Below are 20,409 nucleotides of genomic sequence, written 5' to 3'. Positions count from 1 at the left end.
CGGTCGAGGTCCTGACATGCGGTGTTCAGCCGGGGTTTCCCTCCGACGGAGATCATCCGTGGGTACTGCTCGAGAAGAGAGGCCCTCACGTGCAACGACGTCATTTCGCAGCCGCCCTGACAGCGGCTCTTGCCACCCCGGCCGTCCTCACTGGGACACCGGCCCACGCCGACGACCGTTCGGGCGACGGGCTGTCGCGCCGGATGCGGACGGCGCTTGCCGCGGAACTCGGCGACCAGCGCGCGGCCCGTGCGTTGGTCCCGTACCTCCACGACGTCGGATTCGACTGGCACCCGGAGACCGCCAGGCTGGAAGCGCTGGACTTCATCGTCGCCTACGGCTTCGGCAACCGGCCGCCGGCCGGCGGCGGTGACCCGTCAAAGGTCCTTCCCGAGCCGGGCCCGGTCAATGAGGAACTGGCCGACACCGTCGCCCGCATCCGCCGCCGTCGCGACGTCCCCGTGTACGCGCAGTGGGAGATCGCCCGGTTCCTGAAGGCGAAGTACCGCATGACGAACGTGACATCGATCGAGCCTGTGACCGCCCCCGACGGGACGATCACCTACTTGAGCACCGACGGGGTCGCCGCTCAGGTCGTCGAGGCCCGCAAGAACCTGCCCGGCGGTATCGGCACCGCGGGTGTGGTCGGCTTCCGCGACCATGTGAAGCGGTGCGTGCAGACCACCCGCGACCGGGGCGTGACGGCGTACGCACCACGCGGCTTCGTGATGCCGGGTACGTACGACCCGGACTCGGGGCAGGCCTGGACGCGGCGCCGTGAGCTGTATCTCGTCCACGACATGACCGCCCAGTGGACGGTCCTGCGCCAGAAGCTCCTCGCCGAGGCCTATCCCAACGGCTGAACGTCCCTGTGGAGCAGTCGTGTCGGGGACAGTCCCGGAAATGGCCCTGGCCGATCGCGGTCGGCAGAGCTACGATCTTCCCGATGACGACTCAGACTCTGAACAGATCGGGGGTCCCGTCCGCGCAAGGTGAGTGCTGATGCTCACTGAGACCGCGTACGAGGAATCCCCTCCATCCCTCCCTTCGTTCTGGCCGCGCGTGCGTGAGTTCGCCGTGCCGCCGTCGATGATCGAGACCGCGACCGCCCGCCGTTGTGCCGGAGACTGGGCCGGGGCGTGTGCTGCCGCAGGAATCGACGTCGATCTCAATCTCCGTTGCGTGGCACGTCGTTACGGCCATGAACTCGCCACCCGCATCCGGGCCGATCTCCGGCAACTGGCACCTGATCTGCTGCGCTGGCACATGCCCAGAATCGCTCCCGACGGCCTGTTGCGTCCGGGTCTGACCATCGCTCTGGTCCGGTACGAAGGCCCGAGCCCGGTGCAGCTCGTCGTACGGACCCCGCCCGCCTGGGCGGATGGGGGACAGCGGATCAGCCTTGCCCTGTGGGACAGGTCCTGTGCGGAGCCCGGCGCACGGTCACATCCGCATCCCCATCCGGACCGGCGGTTCCGGTTCGACCTGCACCGCCACCTCTGGGATGCGGGCAGGTCTGGCGAACTGAAGGTCAGGGCCGGGGTCGGGCAACTAGCGGCGGATGAAGGCCTGTTGGGCCTGGGATCGGGCCACTGCGCCGTTGACCGGTGGGCCGACGAGGCAGGGATCCTGCTCCGCTCCGAGGGGCGGACGACCGGCACGGTCGCGGTGCGCGTCGGCTCACAGCACTGGCTGGCTCTGGACCTGGTCACGGGCCGGGACGGAACAGGGCCGCCTGCGCTGCGGACCACGGCCGCCCCCACGGACGGCAGTTCGGCCGTGCTGCCGGTCCTGCCCGACGCGGCGACCTGGGTGCTGCCCGATCTCGAACTGATCCGCACGGGTGCGATCGAGGCCGACCGGCTCCACCCGCTGGTCGCCTCGGTCCTCGTACCGGACCGTCGGGCAGACGGCGGCGCCTCCTGGACTCCCGACCGGGCGGGCCGGCCGCGCATCGTCGAGTGCAGGGACGCCCGGCACCGGATCGGTCTGGTCGACGGGGTGCTGACGCCGCTCGACCACGACCCGGTCGAAATCCGTCGCGAAGAACTGCTGGCCGCACTCGGCGGTCCTCCGCTGCCCTGTCTGCAGGCCATCGACGAGGCGCACCGGCGCCCGGAGTGTCTCGCCGGTGTCCGCGAGCGCCTCATCCACGGTGACATCACCGGGGCACTCGACGTCGTCGAGAGTCTGCTGGGCGCCGGCGCATCGCTCCGCCACGGCGCACTGCGCGACGAACTGCAGGCCGCGGCGGACCGGCGCATCGCCCACGGACTGTTCCGGGCCGGCCTGGCCGTACCCGAACCGCGCCGACCCCGCCCGCATCGCAGCCCTCGCGACCAGCGCTCCCACCCGCGCCAGGCCACCTTCCGCTGAACCGGGGGCTCCGTTCCCCGCACCCACTTTCCGTACCACGAACACACAGGTGATCACTGATGCCCACGTACTCCCAGACATCCCAACTCGACGTCGCAGGCGAACTGTTGACGCTGCTGCGCGACACCACCACCGAACCGCGCCCCGACACACAACTGGAGGCCCTGACCCTGGCCGTCGCCGCCGACCTGCCCGTCCTGCTGTGGGGCGAGCCGGGGATCGGCAAGACCGCGGCCCTCACCCAGCTCGCCGAGTCCCTGAACCTTCCTCTGACCACGGTGATCGCCAGCGTGCACGAGCCGTCCGACTTCTCCGGGCTGCCCGTCGTGGGCGACGATCCCGCGGAGCACGGTGTCCCGATGGCGCCGCCGGACTGGGCCGTGCGGCTGGTACGGGCCGGACGGGGGCTGCTGTTCCTCGACGAGTTGTCCACCGCGCCCCCGGCCGTCCAGGCCGCCCTGCTCCGTCTCGTACTGGAGCGGCGTATCGGCGCCCTTCAACTGCCGCCCGGGGTACGGATCGTGGCTGCCGCCAACCCGCGGTCGTCGGCCGCCGACGGCTGGGAGCTGAGCCCGCCGCTGGCCAACCGGTTCGTGCATCTGCAGTGGACCCACGACCATGAAGTCGTCGTACGCGGCCTCGCCGGGACCTGGCCCCGCGCCACACTCCCGCAGCTCGACCCGGAGGCACTGCCGGACGCCGTGGACTTCGCGCGGCGCGCGGTCTGCGGACTCCTCTCCGCCCGCCCGGGACTTGTGCACCGGCTGCCCAGCGGCGAAACGCGCCGGGGCGGTCCCTGGCCGTCGCCGCGGAGCTGGGACATGACGCTCTGTCTGATCGCCTTCGCCACGGCCGCGGGCGCCTCGCGGGACGTGCTCTCGCTGCTGGTCAGGGGCACCGTCGGCGACGGCCCGGGGCTTGAACTGCTCGCAAGCCTCGACCGGATGGACCTCCCCGACCCCGAGACCCTGCTCGCCGACCCGGCAGGGGCCGTCCTGCCCGAGCGCGGGGACCTGCGCCAGGCCGTGCTCGACGGAGTGGTCGCCGCCGTCCGCAGCCGCCCGGAGAAGTCCCGCTGGGACGCCGCCTGGGCGCTCCTGGTCCGGGCGTTGGAGACAGGGGCACCCGATCTGGTGGTCGTACCCGCGACCACGCTCGCCACCCTGCGCCGCGAGGACTGGGATGTACCGGAATCGATCGAGCGGCTCGCCGGAGCGGTCTCGGTGTCCCGCCGCGCCGACCATGCGGCGGCCCGCGTCGCGGTCGCCGCGAAGGCGGGCCGATGACGCACCGGACCCCGGACACGCCGGGGGAGCTCGACCTCGACAAGCTCTACGCCGCCCGGCTGCACGCCGCCCGGGCCCGTCCGTACCTGGCGACGGCGCTGTTCGCCCTGCACACCGTGGCGTCGCGGTCCGTACCGACGATGGCCGTCGACCGGCACTGGCGGTGCTACGTCTCACCGGGCTTCGTGGACCGGACACCGGTGGAGGAACTGGCCGGGGTGTGGGTGCACGAGGTCTCGCACCTGCTGCGCGACCACCACGGGCGCAGCGACCGGGTGGCGCGGGAACGCGGGCTGACCGGGCCGGGGGAGCGGCTGCGGATGAACATCGCCGCGGACTTCGAGATCAACGACGACGTGTACGGCGACGGACTCGCCGAGCCCCAAGGTGCTGTCCGTGCGCGGGACATGGGGCTGGTCGAGGGGAAGCTGATGGAGGAGTACCTGCGGCAGTTCAAGCTCGGGCCGCGTACGGCGGAGCTCGCCTGGCTGGACTGCGGCAGCGGCGCCGACGGCCTTGGCCGGGAGTGGGAGCTGGGACCCGACGGCGCCCACGGACTCACCGCGCAGGAACGGGACGCGGTCCGGTTCCGGGTGGCTCAGGGCATCAGGGGCCGGCCGGGGAGCGCCCCGAAGGGGTGGCAGCGGTGGGCGGAGGAGGCGTTCCATCCGCCGCAGCCCTGGCGGGACCTGCTGGGGGCCGCGGTCCGCTCGGCGGTCTCCGGTGCGGGTGCGGGCGAGGACTACACCTACGGCCGTCCGTCACGGCGCTCGGCCGGGGTGCCAGGCGTCGTCCTGCCGAGCCTGCGGCGCAGACCGCCCAAGGTGACCGTCGTCATCGACACCTCGGGGTCGGTCAGCGACACCGAACTGGGCAGCGCGCTCCTCGAAGTCGCCGCGATCTCCCGTGCCGTGGGCGGCCGCAGGGACCTGGTCTCCGTGGTGCCGTGCGACGCGACCGCCGACTTCGTGCACGCGCTCTGCCGGGGCGAAGGCATCCCGCTGACGGGCGGAGGGGGTACGGATCTGCGCACGGGTTTCGCCAGGGCGCTGAAGGCGCGGCCCGCGCCGGACGTCGTCGTGGTCCTGACCGACGGGCAGACGCCCTGGCCGGAGACCCGGCCGCCGTGCCGGACGGTGGTGGGCCTGTTCCCGAGAGGGACCGGATCCTGGATCGAGAGCGATCCCGACTACGTACCGGACACGCCGCCCGCGTGGGCACGGGTGGTGGACATCGGGTAGGCGCCCGGCGCCATAGGCTTCGAGCCGGCCCAGGCCCCGATCCCAGGAGCGCACACCGTGTTCGACCCCGTACCGGAGAACCCGTACCCCGACAGCCACCGACGGGACGGGGCGCCGCAGCCGCACGCGCTGCTCGCCCCCGTGCTCGGCCTCATCGGCACCTGGCACGGGCGGGGGCGCGGCGAATATCCCACGCTCGACGCGGACTTCACGTACGCGCAGGAGGTCACCTTCTCCCACGACGGGCGTCCCTTCCTGCGCTACGAGGCCCGTGCCTGGCTGCTCGGCGCCGACGGCGCGACGCTGCGCCCCTCGGCGCGCGAGAGCGGCTGGTGGCGGCTCCAGCCCGACGGCCGGGTGGAGGGGCTGGTCACCCAGCCCACCGGCATCGCGGAGATCCTGGTCGGTACGGCGGAGGCCGACGTTGTCGATCTGTCGACGCACGAGGTTGCCGTCACGCCCACGGCCAAGGAGGTCAACGGCACCCGCCGCAGGTACTCCTTGAGCGATGACGGCACACTCGCTTTCACCCACGATCTCGCGGCGGTGGGTCAGCCCCTGCAGCACCATCTCTCGGCGCGACTCGTCCTCAGGAATCGCCCCTGAGGCTGTCGCGCTGGACCTGGTGGGCGAGGGTGCGGCGCAGTGAGGCCGATGCGGTGGCGGCAGGGGTCTTCGCGGGGACGTCGAGGCCCCGGCTGATCGTGTCGTACGCGGACCGGTGAGCGCCGCCCAGCCGGTTGTGGTGCTGCCTCAGATCGTCCTCGACGAGGCGTCGCAGTGCGTCCACGTTCCGGGGCGTGAAGCGCGTCCTGCCCCGGGCGAGGTCCTGTACGCAGCGGGTGCAGGCGGCGGCGCCCTGCAGGGTCTCGGAGATCTCCTCGGCGAGGGCCCAGAGCCGTCCTTCGAGCCAGGGGGTGTCGTGCTGGTCGAGGGAGAACTCCATCGGGGGCACAGGATCCTCCGCCCGGTACTTCGTCACCTGCTTGGAGACGGCGGGCTGGCTCATGTCCGTGAGCCTGGCGATCTTCTCCTGGGTCCAGCCGAAGCCCGTGAAGACCTTGATCATCTCGGTGCGGAGCTTCCGCATCTCCTCGCCGGCGCGGATGACCTCGTTCATCCGCGCGAGCATCCGCTCGGCCTGCGCCTCGCTCAGCGATCCGGGGTTCCCTGCACTGCTCTCTTCGCCTGCCACCTCTCGGTTATACACCGTGATCGAACACAGTCATAACCGGGTTGTATAACTCGGTTATGACTGTCATCATCGGCGCATGCCCACCTTCTCCGCCTCAGACGGCACCCGGCTCGCCTACCGCACGGCCGGGGACGGCGACCCCGTCATCTGCGTCCCCGGAGGCCCCGCGGACTCCACGTACCTCGGTGACCTCGGCGGACTGTCCGCGCATCACCGGCTGATCGTTCTGGATCTGCGCGGCACCGGCCGGTCCGCCCTCCCCGACGACACCTCCACCTACCGGTGCGACCGCCTCGTCGACGACATCGAGGCCCTGCGCGTACACCTCGGCCTGGACACGATCCGGCTGCTCGGCCACTCCGCCGGCGCGAATGTCGCGACGCAGTACGCGGCACGCCACCCCGAAAGGGTCAGCAGGCTCGCCCTCGTCACCCCCGGAATGCGCGCCGTCGGCATCGACATCACCGGAGAGATGCGGCGCGAACTCGCGCAACTCCGTAAGGCCGAGCCGTGGTTCCCGGCGGCGTACGCGGCCCTGGAGGCCATCACCGAGGGCAGGGGCAGCGACTGGGAGGCCATCGACCCCTTCTTCTGCGGCCGTTGGGACGCCGCCGCGCGGGAGAACCTGGCCGCGGGCCGGCCGCAGAACCAGGACGCTGTTGCTCACTTCGGTGCCGAAGGGGCCTTCGATCCGGCCGCCACACGTGCGGAGCTGACCGCCGGTGCGGCCCGCGTTCTGCTGCTCGCCGGGGAGTTCGACATGAACAGCCCCCCACGCGCCGTGGCCGAGTTCGCCGGCCTGTTCCCCGACGCCTCGCTCGTGGTGCAGCCGGGTGCGGGGCACTACCCCTGGGTCGACGACGCCCGGCGGTTCGTTGCGACGACCGCGGCGTTCTTCGCCTGAGGCTGGCTGTACGCATTCGGTTGAGGGTGGGCCAACTGTCCCTCTAGCATTGGCACATGGTCGGGACATCAACGTCCGTTCGCCGCCGGATCAACCGTGCGGCCCTCGCCTAGCGGCGCTGCGGGACTGCCCGCAGCCGTCCGTCCGCGCATCGTGCTGATCGAGGACGATGCGGATCTGGCGGCGATGTGTCGCGCCTTCCTGGAACGCGACGCCTTCCAGGTGACCTGGGCCCACGACGCCCGCACAGGCCACGCCGCCGTCCTGGGACATCCGACGGACCTGCTGGTCCTGGACCTCGGACTGCCGGACGGCAGCGGACTCGACCTGCTGCGCGCCCTGCGGCGGACCAGCGGCATCCCGGTGATCATCGTGACCGGGTGGGGCGAGGAGGCCGACCGGGTCGTCGGCCTGGAGCTCGGGGCCGACGACTACCTGGTCAAGCCGTTCTCCCAGCGTGAACTGGCCGCACGTATCCGGGCCGTACTGCGGCGCAGCGGTCCCGAGGGCGTCTCCGACGTCATCGAACTGGGGCTGCTGCGCATCGACACCGCGGCCTGCCAGGCCAGCACCGGCGACGTCGCGCTCGCGCTGCGGCCCAAGGAGTACGCACTCCTCGAGGTTCTCGCCCGCGCGCCGGGCCGGGTGTTCTCCGCCGACCAACTCCTCAAGGTGGTCTGGGACTCCACTCCCTGGCTGGCCACCAGCACCGTCACCGAGCATGTGTACCGGCTGCGACGCCACCTCACGACCGGTCTCTCGGGCCGCCCGGGCCCGGCCATCATCACCGTGCGGGGCTTCGGCTACCGCCTCGACGCCTGAGACGGCAGCCTTGACGATCAACCCGAGTCCCGCACCACCCGCCTACGACCGGCTGTTCGACGCGGTGCTCTCCCCGCTGCTCGTCCTCGCCCCCGACTTCACCATCGTCGCCGTCAACCACGCCTACCTCGCCGCGACGTCCACCAAGGCGCCCGAGATCATGGGCCGGTCGATCTTCGACGTCTTCCCCGACAACCCCGACGACCCGACCGCGGACGGAGTGGCGAACCTGCGGCGCTCCCTGGAGACCGTGGTCGCCACCGGCCGCACCGACACCATGTCCCTGCAGCGGTACGACATCCCCTCCGCCGACGGCGGCCCGTTCACCGAACGCTACTGGAGCCCCGTCAACGCCCCTGTCCTCGACGACAAGGGGGAGGTGGCGCACATCGTCCACCGGGTCGAGGACGTCACCGACTTCGTCCATCAGCGGCGGGCGGGCCGTGAACAGGAACGGGCCAGGGCCGAGGCCCAGATGCGCGCCGAGCGCATGGAGATCGACCTGTTCGTCCGCGCCCGCGAGATCCGCGAAGTCAACGACCAGCTGCGCCAGGCCAACACCGAACTGGGCGTCGTCACCGAGCAGTTGCGTCACCAGCAGGAGGCGAAGGACCGGTTCATCGCCACTCTGTCGCACGAGCTCCGCAACCCCCTCGCTGCGGCGAGCGCCGCTGCCGAGCTGCTCGGCCTCGACCTGTCGGCCGGCCATCCCGCGCTGTCGGTCCTCGACCGCCAACTGGGCGTTCTGGCCCGGATGAGCGACGATCTGCTGGACGCGGCACGCGCCCTGACCGGCCGTCTCGAGCTCGTACGCGAGACCCTCGACCTGCGCACCGTGGTCCGCATGGCCATCGACGACGTGGAGCACACCTTCACCCGCACCCAGCGAACCGTCGAGGTGAAACTGCCCGAGCTGCCGGTGTACGTCGACGGTGACGGCGTGCGACTCGCCCAGCTCCTGGTCAACCTGCTCACCAACGCCCACAAGTACACCGGGCCCGGCCGCAGCACCTTCGTCGCGGTGGAGCGGGCCGGCGAGCGGGCCAGACTGACCGTACGCGACCAGGGCATCGGCTTCGAACCCGCCCGAGCCGAGGAGCTGTTCGGCGCCTTCACCCGTGTCGCGCAGGCGGGCCCCACCACCCCGGAGGGCCTCGGGCTGGGGCTCTCCGTCGTACGCACCATCGCCCATCTGCACGGCGGCTCCGTCACCGCCCACAGTGACGGGCCAGGCACCGGGGCCACCTTCACCGCACTGCTGCCGCTGGCGTCCGCCGCTCCCGCACCGCCGACACCCGAACCGCGCGCAGAGGCGATCCGGCCCCCGCAGGGGCTGCGCGTCCTGCTCGTCGAGGACAACAGCGAGCTCGCGGCCGCCTACGACGCCCTGCTGCGCCGCCGCGGACACCGGGTCACCACCGTCCACACCGGACGCGACGCCCTCGCCTCCGCCGGGGACAGCTCCTTCGATCTGGTCCTGTGCGACCTGGGCCTGCCGGACATCGACGGGATACAGGTCGCCAGGAGCCTTAGGGCCGCTCCCCGGAGCTGCCCGGCCCGGCTCGTCGCGGTGTCCGGGCTGAACCGCCCCTCCGACCAGGCCAAGTCGTACGAAGCCGGATTCGACGCCCACTTGGGCAAGCCCCTCGCCCTCGCCGACCTGGATGCGCTCCTGGCCGCCTGGGAGCGCGGGCGGTAGTCACGAGCGGCTCCGCCGCCGCCCCACCAGGGCGAGCGCCCCGTCCAGAGTCGGCGCCGGGCGCAGCAGGTCCAGGGCGTCGTGGATGCGCAGCACCCGGAGCACCGAAGGGGCCGCGCAGACCACCGCGTAGGAGACGCCCACGCTCAGGGCGCGCTGGCGGGCGCGGAACAGCAGCCGCAGACCGGTGCTGTCCAGAAAGGTGACCTGCCGCAGATCGACGACGAAGACCGGTGCCTGCCGGGCCAGTGCGGCATCGAGCCGGCTGCGCACCCGGGTCTCCACGGCGAGGTCGATGTCGCCGTGGAACTCGACGATCGTCAGGCCGTCCTCGGCGCGCAGCACAGCCGGATCCTGAGATCCGGCACCCGCATGGACCCGGGCGACAGGCGTCGGCGCACTCCCGTTGCCCGGGTCCATACCGGTTCCCCCCTTGCGCGTTCCGGGAGGATCCCGGACCACTTCTTTGTACCTGCGGCACATGGCCGCGACATCAACGCCGCATTGGTGTCTGATCCGTCCCGGATCGTCCGGAGCGGCAGGTGAGGGGCGTCAGCTCACCTGAAGGGTGACGTCGTCCACGACGTACGAGCTCTGCAGTGCCTGGTCCTCCACTCCGTTGAATTTCAGGACGACGGTCTGCCCGGCGAACCGCGAGACGTCGAACGACTTCTGTACGTAGCCGGAGTTGGCGTCCAGGTTGGAGTAGCTCGCCAGCGTCTGGCCGCCCACCGAGACGGTGAAGGTGTCGTAGGCGACGTTCTCCGTCTCGTCCGTGTCGATGTGCTGGTAGAAGGAGAGCCGGTAGGAGGCGCACCCGGACGGCAGGGTCAGCGACTGCGAGACGCTGTCCGTGCGCGGCGAGCCCCAGCCGTTCAGCCAGGCCATGTAGGCGCCGCTGCGCGGCGACTCCCCGGCCTGGTTGGTGATCACGCCCGAGGTGCTCGACCACGGGGAAGTGCCGCTCTCGAAGCCGCCGTTGACGACCAGCTGGCGCGCCGTGCAGGTCGACGTCCCGCCGACGGTCAGCGTGTACGTGGTGCTGTGGCTGACCGTGCCGGAGCCGGTGACCGTCAGGGTGTACGTGCCCGGCGTCGCGCTCGCACCCGCCTGCACGGTGAGCGTCGAGGAGTTCCCCGACTGTACGGACGTCGGGCTGAGGCTCGCGGTCACGCCGCTGGGTGCGCCGGAGACCGACAGGGACACGGTCTGCGCTCCACCGCTCACCGTTGCCGTGTTCACCGTACTGGTCACGCTGGAACCCGCGTTGACGCTGCCCGAGGACGGGCTGGTGCTCACGGAGAAGTCCTGCGCGGGCGTCGTGCCTCCGACGGCCGTCTTCCACACCGCGTACGCGACACCGTCCGCGCTGCGGTCCAGGACCGTGGCGCTGATGTTGTTCGTGGTGTCGCAGGCGCTGTGGTAGCAGGAGTCGTACGAGGCGTTGGCGGTGCCGCCCCACTTGGTGGCCTGCGCCGCCGTCTTGCGGGCGTCTGCCCCGGCCGCGTAGCCGGAGGTCGGGATTCCGGCCGACTGGAAGGAGGCGTCGTCGCTGCGGCCCTGGCCCTCGACGTTCTCCTCGGGGGCGAGGTTCAGCGATGTCCAGTACGCCTTGAGGGGTGCGGCCGTGGTGGAGTTGACGTTGTTGATGAAGTAGCCGGCGTTGGTGGAGCCGACCATGTCGAAGTTGTAATAGCCCTTGATGGCCGAACGCTGGGTGCTGGACAGCTGGTTGACGTAGAACTTCGAGCCGTTGAGGCCCTGCTCCTCGTCCGTCCACCAGGCGAACCGCACGTGCTTGGTCATGGTCGGGTTCTTCTGCGCCAGTACCAGGGCGTTCTCCAGCAGCGTCGCCGAACCGGAGCCGTTGTCGTTGATGCCGGGGCCGGCCGAGACGCTGTCGAGGTGCGCGCCGAACATGACGGTCTGGTCGGCGGGTCCGCCCGGCCAGTCGGCGATCAGGTTGTTGGACGGGTAGGTGCAACTGGTGCAGGGCTGCTCGGTGACGGTGTAACCGGCGGCCTGCAGCTTGCCCTTCACATACGCCACCGACTGCGTGTAACCGGCGCTGCCCGCACGGCGGTTGCCGCCGTTCTGCGAGGCGATGGTGTTGAGCTGCGTCAGGTGCGCCTGGATGTTGGAGACGCTGACGTCCGGCGGGTCGGTGCCGGGCGTGGTGGAGCCGACGTTCAGCGCGTAGTCGACGGTGTGCGAGAGCGTGGTGCCCTGGCCCTTCACCGTGACGGTCGAGCTGCCGGGTGCCGCGTTGGCGGTCGCCGAGAGCGTCAGCACCGAGGACTGACCGGACTGCACGGTGGCCGGGTTGAAGGACGCCGTCACCCCGGACGGCAGACCCGTGGCGGTGAGCGTCACCGACTGGGCCGTCCCCGTGGTGGTGTTGGTGGACACCGTCGTGGTGACCGAACCGCCCTGCTGGACGGTCCCCGACGCCGGGCTCAGCGCCAGCGAGAAGTCGCTGTTCTGGCCGCTGGGCGTACAGGTGGGGTCGGCGCTCTGGGCGGGCACGCTGATCGCGTCCCAGGCCGCCTTGGTCTTGGTGTAGAGACCGCAGGTGGCATCGAGCGACTTCGCCGAACTGAGCGTCGCCGTACGGTACTTCTTGTACGACATGGAGCTGGTCTTGAGCAGCATCCCGCCGTAGAAGATCTTCCCGGCGGTCTGGACCCCGGCACCCGTCAGGGTGGTCTGGTTGCAGGTGCTGCTGTTCGGCTTTCCGCCGCCCGGGTTCGTGCCCTCGGCCAGCAGATAGAACCAGTGGTTGAGCGGGCCTGCCGCCGCGTGCACCTCGGTGTTGGGGATGGAGGAGCTGTAGCAGGCCGGGTCGTTGTTGACGGCAGGCGGGTTGTACATGTTGCGGATCGGGCCCTGGCCCTGGAGGTTGATCTTCTCGCCGACCGTGTAGTCCGGAGTGTCGTACGGCGAGGGCTCGTTGATGTACGCCTCGGTCAGCGCGCCGAAGATGTCCCCGGTGCCCTCACCCAGCCCCGACTCCTGCCCGCTGGTGCCGCCGGGCGTGTTGGAGTCGATGGCGTGCCCGTACTCGTGGGCCACCACGTCGACGCCCGCGATCCACTCGTTGGCGCTGTTGTGCCCGATGGTGACCGAGCTGCCGTCCCAGTACGCGTTGAGGTCGCTCAGTCCGACCTTGCCGGGGAAGCTGCGCCCGTTGCCGTTGACGCCGTTGCGGCCGAGCCAGCTGCCGAGCATGTCCCACTGCTTCTGCGCGGCGAACATCAGGTCGACGCAGCCGGTCTCCCTGGACGTCGGGTTGCCCGTGCCCCAGGAGTCCGTGGACTTCGAGAGGACGGATCCGGTGCTGTAGTCGGCGCAGCTCAGACCGGTCCTGCTGGGGTCGCGGAGGCTGTACGTACCACCGGAGTTGGTGGTGTCGATGGTGAGCGGGTTGGGGCCGTTCCACTTGCTGGTGCCGCTGCCCGCCGCGACCTCGTCGTAGCTGTCGATCACCTTGCCGGTGCGCGCGTCGACGAAGACGTGCAGCTTGCTGGGCGCGGTGCTCGTCCGTCCCGAGAGCACGGTCTCCCACGCCAGGTTCTGCCGGTCGTCCCTGAGCCGGACGACGAGCCGGCTGCTCACGACCTTGTCGACCGCCTTCAGCTTCGCCCGTGAGACGTTCTCGGCCCGCTTCGCGGTGACCGAGGGCTCGGTCGCGACGTCGATGCGCCGCGACGAGGCGGACTGGAGGGCGCGTACGTCTCCGTCGCCGTCCGCGAGGACGACAGCGTCGCCGCCGACGACCGGCAGACCGCGGTAGCTCCGCTCGTACGCGACCGAGTAGAGCCCCTTCAGCCAGGGGGTGACCTGGTGCCGTTCGTACTGCTCCTGCGAGGAGTTGACCAGCGTGTCGAGTCCGCTGCGTACGGCCTGGTCGGCCGCGGCGACGGCCCGCGAGAGCGGGGTGGCCGGCTGTTCGGCGGCGGTGCGGTTCTGCGGCTGCTGTGCGGCCGATGCCTGGCCGGCAGCGGTGCCGGCCAGGCTCGCGGTCAGCGCGAGGGCTGCCACGGCGGCCATCGATCTTATGGGGTGCAAGGTCCACTCCGATCGTGGTGGGGGGTGGTTCGTCGGGCCGAGTATGGGCGTGGACATGGCAATACGGGGCATCTCGGCGGGCATAGGGCGGGAGTTATGGTGCGCCGGTGAACGGCTGCGTACGCTGCGGAAGATGCAGCTGGAGTTGAGGCATCTACAGGCGGTCTGCCGGATAGCCGAAGCAGGCAGTCTGGGGCGTGCGGCACGGCGGCTCGGCGTGTCCCAGCCCGCGCTCTCGGCGCAGCTGCGCCGCATCGAACGCGCCACCGGCGGCGATCTCTTCGTCCGTACGCAGCACGGGATGGAGCCCACCGCGCTGGGCCAGTTCGTCCTCGACAGGGCGCGCCGGGTGCTCAGTGAGATGGACGCGCTGGGCTCGGAGGCCCGCGCCATGACGGCCGGTGCGCCCCTGCGGCTCGGCTGCATCATGCTCGTCCTGCTCGACGGCCTCCTGGAGCAGACCGACCTGACGATGACCGAGGAGATCACGGTCGATCTCCAGCACTCGGTGACCGCGCTGGCACGGATGCTCGGAGCCGGTCGCTACGACGCGATCGTGTACGGCGAGGTGAACGACCACGAGGTGGCCCTGCCCGAAGGGGCGACGGCCAGGACCCTCATCCCCATGGAGCCGTTCGCCGTACGGATGTCGGCGCGGCACGCCCTCGCGGACCGCGCCGCCATCGAACTCGCCGACCTGGCAGGGGAGTTGTGGATGACGCTGGTGGAGGACGACGACGGGGGACCCGAGGCGCTCGTCGAGGCCTGCGCGAAGGCGGGGTTCGTCCCTTCGCTCCGCTACCGGATCACGGACCGCAAGATGTACTACGGCCTGATCGCGAGAGGCCGCGCGGTCGGGCTGACCCAGCCCACCGCCCAGGGGGCCGAGGGCACGGTCGTACGGCCCCTCGTCGGATCCCCGATCACCGGCCGGATCCGGCTGGCGTGGAACCGTTCGGCGGTCTCGGCCCGGCAGGCGGAACTGCTCTACCGGGCCGCGGCACGCGCCTATCTGGCCAACGTCGACAACAACGCGTTCCACCGCGTCTGGTGGGACGCCCACCCGGAGCTGCACCCCGTCTCCGCGCCGGTGTGAGGCGGGGTACGGCCCGGGCAGTACGTCAGGCGGAGAGGGCGGCGGAGACCACGGCCTTGGCCTCTTCCTGGACGCGGGCCAGGTGGTCGGCGCCCTGGAAGGACTCCCCGTAGATCTTGTACACGTCCTCGGTGCCGGAGGGGCGGGCCGCGAACCAGGCGCTCTCCGTCGTGACCTTGATGCCGCCGACGGCCGCGCCGTTGCCGGGCGCCTCGGTGAGCACGGAGGTCACCGGCTCCCCGGCCAGGGTGTCCGCGGTGACCTGCTGCGGGGAGAGCCGCGCGAGCACCGCCTTCTCCTCGCGGCTGGCGGGTGCGTCAATGCGCGCGTACGCCGGTGCGCCGAAGCGCCCGGTGAGCTCCGCGTAGTGCTGCGAGGGCGAACTGCCGGTGACGGCGAGGATCTCCGAGGCGAGCAGGGCGAGGAGGATGCCGTCCTTGTCGGTGGTCCACACCGATCCGTCGCGGCGCAGGAACGACGCCCCGGCGGACTCCTCGCCGCCGAAGCCCAGCGAACCGTCGGACAGGCCGTCCACGAACCACTTGAAGCCGACGGGTACTTCGACGAGCCTGCGGCCCAGGTCCGAGGCCACCCGGTCGATCATCGAGGAGGAGACCAGGGTCTTGCCGATGCCCGCCGCGGCCGGCCAACGGTCGCGGTGCCCGTACAGGTACTGGATGGCGACCGCGAGGTAGTGGTTGGGGTTCATCAGCCCACCGTCGGGGGTGACGATGCCGTGCCGGTCGGCGTCCGCGTCGTTGCCGGTGGCGATCTGGAAGCGGTCGCGCTGCTCGATGAGCGAGGCCATCGCGTACGGCGACGAGCAGTCCATGCGGATCTTGCCGTCCCAGTCCAGCGTCATGAACCGCCAGGTCGGATCCGCGAGGGGATTGACCACGGTCAGGTCCAGGCGGTGCTGCTCGGCGATCCTGCCCCAGTACGCCACCGACGCACCGCCCAGCGGATCGGCGCCGATCCGCACACCCGCGTCCCGGACGGCGTCCAGGTCGAGGACCGAGGGCAGATCGGCGACGTACGCGCTCAGGAAGTCGTGGCGGCCGGTCGTCGGTGCGGCGAGCGCGCGGGCGTACGGGATGCGGCGGACGTCCTTGAGGCCGCTCGCGATGATCTCGTTCGCCCGGTCCTGGATCCACCCCGTCGCGTCCGACCCCGCGGGGCCGCCGCTGGGCGGGTTGTACTTGAAGCCGCCGTCGGCGGGCGGATTGTGCGACGGGGTCACGACAACACCGTCGGCGAGCGCGGAGGTGCGGCCGCGGTTGTGCGCGAGGATCGCGTGCGACACCACCGGGGTCGGCGTGTACCCGTCCGCGCTGTCGATGAGCAGCGTCACGTCGTTGGCGGCGAACACCTCGATCGCCGTCACCCGGGCCGGCTCCGACAGCGCATGGGTGTCGGCCCCCAGGAAGAGGGGCCCGTCGGTGCCCTGACGGGCCCGGTACTCGCAGATGGCCTGGCTGGTCGCGGCGATGTGGTCGTCGTTGAACGCGGTGTTCAGCGCCGAGCCGCGGTGCCCCGACGTCCCGAAGGCGACGCGCTGGTCCGGCACGGAAGGGTCCGGGCGCAGCGCGTAGTACGCGGTCACCAGTCGGGCCACGTCGATGAGATCCCCGGGACCCGCGGGCTGTCCCGCTCGTTCGTGCGGCATCTGCCCACTCCTCCAGATTGTGTGTCACGGTCGGCCCGACCATTATCTGTGCCGCCCGAGGGGGAGAGTGCCGCACCGTCCGCCGGTGGGGCCGCACCCGGCGGGTACGGCCCCTGCGCTGTCAGCCGACGGCGAGGTCGTCGCCGTACACCGCGCCCTGCCCGTACCAGCCGTGCAGATAGACGGTGACCGCACCGGACGCGCCCGTGGTGAACGGGACCGAGAGCTTCGACCAGCCCGCGGAACTGGTCCAGGCGCTGGCGGTCGCACCGCCCCGTACGCCGAGGTAGGCGTAGTTGCCCTGCACCCAACCGCTCAGCGTGTACTTGGTGTTGGGGGCCAGGGTGAGGGTCTGGGTGCACTCACCGGTCTGCGAGGACGTCGGGTTGGTCTTGAGCGCGTGTGTCCCGCCGTGCACCGGGGTGGCCACCACCGCGCCGCCGCTCTCGCAGCTCCACGGCGCGAGGGCGCCGCTCTCCAGGTCGCCGTTGACCAGCGCGCCCGTGCCGCCGCCGGGACCGGAGACGGTGAGGGTGTACGTCGAGGAGTGGCTCGTCGTGCCTGCCGTTCCCTTGACGGTGATCGGGTACGTCCCGGGTGCGGCCGAGGCCGATGCGGTGACCTTGAGCTGCGAGGAGGCGCCCGCCGTGACCGAGGAGGGGGTGAGCGTGGCCGTCACACCGGAAGGCGCGCCCGAGGCGGTGAGAGCCACGGTCTGCGCGGTGCCGGATGCGACCGCCGTGCTCACGGTCGCGGTGGCCGAGCCGCCGGGGGCGACCGCCGCCGAACCGGGCGCAACGGAGAGCGAGAAGTCGTCCGCCACCGGACCGCCGCCGCCGGTGAAGGGCGCGAAGGTGTGGGTGAAGTACCACTGGTCCTGGGCGATGCCGGAGCAGGTGTCCGAGCCGCCGGTGCCCGGGCAGCCGCCGTTGTCGCGCTGCAGGGCCCAGAAGGAGAGGGTGTTGACCCCCTTGGAGACGGCCCAGTTGTAGACGGTGGTCGCGTTCGCCGTGGTGAAGGTCTCGGCGGCGCCGAAGTCGTCGATGCCGGGCATCTCGATGATGCCGGTCATTCCCCACAGCTGGGCGGAGGTCTTCGACGGGTAGAGGGAGCCCAGCTGGCCGACCAGTCCGGTGATCGCGGTCTGGGTGTCGGTGGCCATGTTGTGCGAGGCGCCGTCGTAGTAGTCGAACGTCATGAGGTTCACGACGTCGACGCGGGCGCCGTTGGTGACGGCGTTCCGCAGGACCGCGAGTCCGCTGTCCGCGAGGCCGCTGGTGGTGGTCGGCAGGGTGTACGAGATCTGCACCGTACGGCCGTTGGCGGCGGCCCAGTCCTGCAGCTTCTTGATGGCCTTGTTGCGGCGGTCGATCCCGGCCGAGTTGGTCAGCGAGTTGTCCTCGATGTCCATGTCGAGGCGGGTGACGTCGTACGTGGTGACGAGCTTCTCGTACGCGGCGGCGATCGAGTCGACACTGGTGCAGCTGTCCGCGATCTCGGTGGCGCCGTTGTCGGCCGCGTACCCCCCGAAGGACGGGATCACGTCCCCGCCGCGCGAGCGGATGGTGGTGAAGTCCGCGCCGAACACGGAGGAGGACACGGGCTGGCCCGTGTCACCGTTCCAGTAGGGGGTGCAGGACCCCTTCGCCTCGGTCTGGACGAACGCCATCGTCAGGTACTTGGCGCCGGACTGCTGGGCGAGGGCCGCCGGGCTGTCGCCGTTGTACGCCTCGAAGTACGGCGCGAAGACATGGGCGGGCAGGGGGGTGGCCGCGTGGGCGGCGCCGGTCCCGCCCAGGACCAGACCGGCCGAGGCGAGCGTGGTCGTCAGGGCGGTCAGAAGGGCGCGCAGGGGTCTGTTCCGTCTCATGGGGGCTCCCGATGGGTGAGACAAGGAGGTGATCGCGCCCCATGATTGGTCTGGACCATGTCCACGTCAAGGGTCCAGACCACTTCATGCCCCAGTGTTTGCCGAGCACCTTCAACTGCCCGGCGGGAGCGGCCTGTTACGGGGAGTGGTGGCCCTGCAGCGCGTGGGCGAGGCCGCGTTCGGCGTCGTCGGACACGGCACGGCGGTACGCGGTCTCGTAGGCGGCCTCGCCCGCCGACGTACGGGCCCTCTGCTCCCAGTCGTCACGCAGCGCGCCGAGCTCGGGGGATCCGCGGTTGGGATCACCGAGCATGCGCCAGTACGCGTCCCCCGTGCCGGAGGTGCGAGCGGCCTCGACTCCGTCGCCCTGGACCGCGATCGCCCCGGCGAGCAGATCGAGACCGAGGGCGAGCCCCAGCCTGTCGTGCAGGACCTGCTTGCTCGCGAGCATGGCCCGGGCGTGCTTCTCGGCCGTGTCGGGGCGTCCCTGCAGGAGGTGTATGAAGGCGAGATGGTAGTCCGCGTACGCACGGGCCCAGTGCTCGCCGTAGCGCACACTGATCCGGTGCAGGCTGGAGGCGTCCTCGTACGCCTCCTCCAGCTCGCCCAGGGCCGTGAGGGCGAAGATCTTGACCACCATGCAGGCGAGGTAGCCGGGACCCGTCGTGGGTCCTTCCTCGCAGGCCTTCAGCGCGCGGTCGCAGACGGTGCGCGTCATCTGCGGGTGGCCCGTCATCAAATGTGTGAGGCCGACGGTGTGCGCCGCGAGGAGCGCGGATCCGGGATCGTGGTCCTGCCAGGCGGCCTGGGTGCACTCCTCCCCGACCTGCAGGGCCGCCTCGTGATCACCCTGGAAGATGAGCGTGACACCCAGCGCCCAGAGCGCCTGGGTGCGCTCGGGCCCCTTCTCCGTGTCGAGCGCCAGGGCGCGCTCCAGATAGTCGCGGGACTCGTGGAGATGTGCGCAGGAGGGCCAGAACACACCGGTGCGCCCTGCCATTTCCACGGCGGTCTCCGGCTCCTCGGCGAGGAGGTGGTCGAGTGCGGCGCACAGGTCGGCGTGGCTCTCGGAGATCCTGTCGAACCAGCCGGCCTGCTGCGGACTGAGCCAGTCGGTCTGCGCCTGGGCCAGCATGTCGGCGAAGTGCGCGGCGTGGCGCCCCGCGACGGTGCGGTCCTCGCCGAGCTCGGTGAGCCACATCGCTCCGTACTCGCGGAGGGTGTCGAGCATGCGGTAGCGGGTGCCGTGCCGCTGGAGCACGGACCGGGCCGCGAGCCGCTCCAGGAGCGGGGGGATCGTGTCGGCGGTCAACGGGCCGCCGCTGCAGACGGATGTGGCATCCGCCGCATGGACGGGGCCGCGGAAGACCGAGAGCCTGGCCCACAGGAGCCGCTCGAGCGGAGTGCAGAGTTCGTGGCTCCAGCCGATGGCGGTGCGCAGCGCGCGATGGCGTGCCGGCCACAGGGAGTCGTCGACGAGGGTGTCGAGCCGTGACGTCAGGCGTTCGGAGATGTCCGCGACGCTGTTCTCGTGCAGCCGCGCACAGGCCAGCTCGAGAGCGAGGGGAATCCCTTCCAGACGGCGGCAGATGTCGGACACCGCGGCGGCCGTCTCCGGGGCGTCGAGCGACAGATCGGGAGCGCTGGTGGCACACCGCTCGCGGAAGAGGAGCACCGCCTCGTCCCCCTCGGCGCCCAGGGACAGCGGCGGCACCTCCAGACAGAACTCGCCGGACACACCGAGGGGTTCGCGGCTGGTGGCGAGAATCGTCAGCCCCGGGGCCGCGGTGAGCAGTTCGGCCACCAGCGTGCGGCAGGCCCCGATGACCCGCTCGCAGCAGTCGAGGACCAGCAGTATCCGCCGGTCGGCGAGCCAGTCGCAGAGGGCCTCGGCGGGCTTGCGCAGGCTGTGGTCGAGAAGTCCTACGGCGTCGCAGACCATGGCGGTGAACAGACGGTCGTCGTAGAGGTGGGAGAGATCCGCCCACCACACCCCGTCGCTGTATCCGTCACGCGCCTGCTCGGCGGTGCGTAACGCGAGTCTGCTCTTGCCGACGCCGCCGGTGCCTGTGAGGGTGACCAGACGGTGATCCGTCAATGCCCGCCCGGTAGCTACCAGTTCGCTTCTGCGGCCGACGAAACTGGTCGTCATGACGGGGAGGTTGCCTACCACGGGCCCATCCTGC

15 protein-coding genes are annotated in these 20,409 nt (G+C 71.0%); 9 read left to right on the top strand and 6 right to left on the bottom strand.

The genetic code is table 11. The features are described 5' to 3' along the window. The first annotated feature begins 89 nt into the window (after positions 1-89). From OG707_RS01440 to OG707_RS01420, 5 genes are all read left to right on the top strand, one after another. Positions 90-863 carry a hypothetical protein gene (locus tag OG707_RS01440; RefSeq protein WP_329113429.1) on the top strand — a complete coding sequence of 258 codons (774 nt, stop codon included), beginning with the start codon at positions 90-92 and terminating at the stop codon, positions 861-863. A gap of 139 nt (positions 864-1,002) precedes the next feature. Further along, the gene (locus OG707_RS01435; protein WP_329113427.1) at positions 1,003-2,376 is read left to right on the top strand and encodes a hypothetical protein; all 1,374 of its coding nucleotides are present in this window, start codon (positions 1,003-1,005) and stop codon (positions 2,374-2,376) included. Positions 2,377-2,435: 59 nt separating this feature from the next. After that, complete coding sequence (locus OG707_RS01430; protein ID WP_329113425.1) at positions 2,436-3,662, top strand: AAA family ATPase; 1,227 nt, start codon at positions 2,436-2,438, stop codon at positions 3,660-3,662. Then, positions 3,659-4,903 carry a vWA domain-containing protein gene (locus tag OG707_RS01425; protein WP_329113423.1) on the top strand — a complete coding sequence of 415 codons (1,245 nt, stop codon included), beginning with the start codon at positions 3,659-3,661 and terminating at the stop codon, positions 4,901-4,903. The genes OG707_RS01430 and OG707_RS01425 overlap by 4 nt, the downstream gene beginning before the upstream one ends. Positions 4,904-4,960: 57 nt before the next feature. Continuing rightward, a complete protein-coding gene (locus OG707_RS01420) occupies positions 4,961-5,509 on the top strand; it encodes an FABP family protein (RefSeq protein ID WP_329113421.1) in 549 nt (182 codons plus the stop codon). Here OG707_RS01420 and OG707_RS01415 read toward each other — a convergent pair. Continuing rightward, the gene (locus tag OG707_RS01415; protein WP_329113419.1) at positions 5,493-6,098 is read right to left on the bottom strand and encodes a sigma-70 family RNA polymerase sigma factor; all 606 of its coding nucleotides are present in this window, start codon (positions 6,096-6,098) and stop codon (positions 5,493-5,495) included. The genes OG707_RS01420 and OG707_RS01415 overlap by 17 nt on opposite strands. A gap of 76 nt (positions 6,099-6,174) precedes the next feature. On the opposite strand from OG707_RS01415, the gene OG707_RS01410 reads away from it, so the two are divergent. The 3 genes from OG707_RS01410 (at position 6,175) to OG707_RS01400 (ending at position 9,523) form a co-directional block, all read left to right on the top strand. Then, positions 6,175-7,002: an alpha/beta fold hydrolase gene (locus OG707_RS01410; RefSeq protein ID WP_329113417.1), complete on the top strand. Its 828-nt coding sequence runs from the start codon at positions 6,175-6,177 to the stop codon at positions 7,000-7,002. Between the two features lie 96 nt (positions 7,003-7,098). Then, the gene (locus OG707_RS01405) at positions 7,099-7,824 is read left to right on the top strand and encodes a response regulator transcription factor (protein ID WP_329113415.1); all 726 of its coding nucleotides are present in this window, start codon (positions 7,099-7,101) and stop codon (positions 7,822-7,824) included. 10 nt (positions 7,825-7,834) lie between these two features. Then, positions 7,835-9,523 carry a hybrid sensor histidine kinase/response regulator gene (locus tag OG707_RS01400; RefSeq protein WP_329113413.1) on the top strand — a complete coding sequence of 563 codons (1,689 nt, stop codon included), beginning with the start codon at positions 7,835-7,837 and terminating at the stop codon, positions 9,521-9,523. On the opposite strand, the gene OG707_RS01395 is transcribed toward OG707_RS01400, so the two are convergent. Further along, a complete protein-coding gene (locus tag OG707_RS01395) occupies positions 9,524-9,868 on the bottom strand; it encodes an STAS domain-containing protein (protein ID WP_329113411.1) in 345 nt (114 codons plus the stop codon). It abuts the gene before it with no gap. A 207-nt stretch (positions 9,869-10,075) separates the two neighbouring features. Next, a complete protein-coding gene (locus OG707_RS01390) occupies positions 10,076-13,573 on the bottom strand; it encodes a M28 family peptidase (RefSeq protein WP_329113408.1) in 3,498 nt (1,165 codons plus the stop codon). A gap of 73 nt (positions 13,574-13,646) precedes the next feature. Here OG707_RS01390 and OG707_RS01385 point away from each other — a divergent pair, with 73 nt between their 5' ends. Next, entirely contained in the window at positions 13,647-14,687 is a 1,041-nt protein-coding gene (locus OG707_RS01385; RefSeq protein WP_329113406.1) for a LysR family transcriptional regulator, read from the top strand. 25 nt (positions 14,688-14,712) lie between these two features. Here the strand turns inward: OG707_RS01385 and pgm are convergent, their stop codons facing one another. The 3 genes from pgm to OG707_RS01370 all read right to left on the bottom strand — a co-directional run bounded on the left by pgm (position 14,713) and on the right by OG707_RS01370 (position 20,375). After that, the gene (gene pgm / locus OG707_RS01380; RefSeq protein WP_329113404.1) at positions 14,713-16,353 is read right to left on the bottom strand and encodes a phosphoglucomutase (alpha-D-glucose-1,6-bisphosphate-dependent); all 1,641 of its coding nucleotides are present in this window, start codon (positions 16,351-16,353) and stop codon (positions 14,713-14,715) included. A 121-nt stretch (positions 16,354-16,474) separates the two neighbouring features. Beyond that, positions 16,475-18,223, bottom strand: coding sequence for a glycosyl hydrolase family 18 protein (locus tag OG707_RS01375; RefSeq protein WP_329113401.1), 1,749 nt, complete (start codon positions 18,221-18,223; stop codon positions 16,475-16,477). Between the two features lie 136 nt (positions 18,224-18,359). Then, entirely contained in the window at positions 18,360-20,375 is a 2,016-nt protein-coding gene (locus tag OG707_RS01370; protein ID WP_329113399.1) for an ATP-binding protein, read from the bottom strand. Positions 20,376-20,409: the final 34 nt, after the last annotated feature.

Source organism: Streptomyces sp. NBC_01465 (assembly GCF_036227325.1).
Taxonomy (GTDB): Bacteria; Actinomycetota; Actinomycetes; order Streptomycetales; family Streptomycetaceae; genus Streptomyces.
Note: the sequence above shows the minus strand (reverse complement) of the source record. Positions and strands in the feature narration are given on the sequence as shown.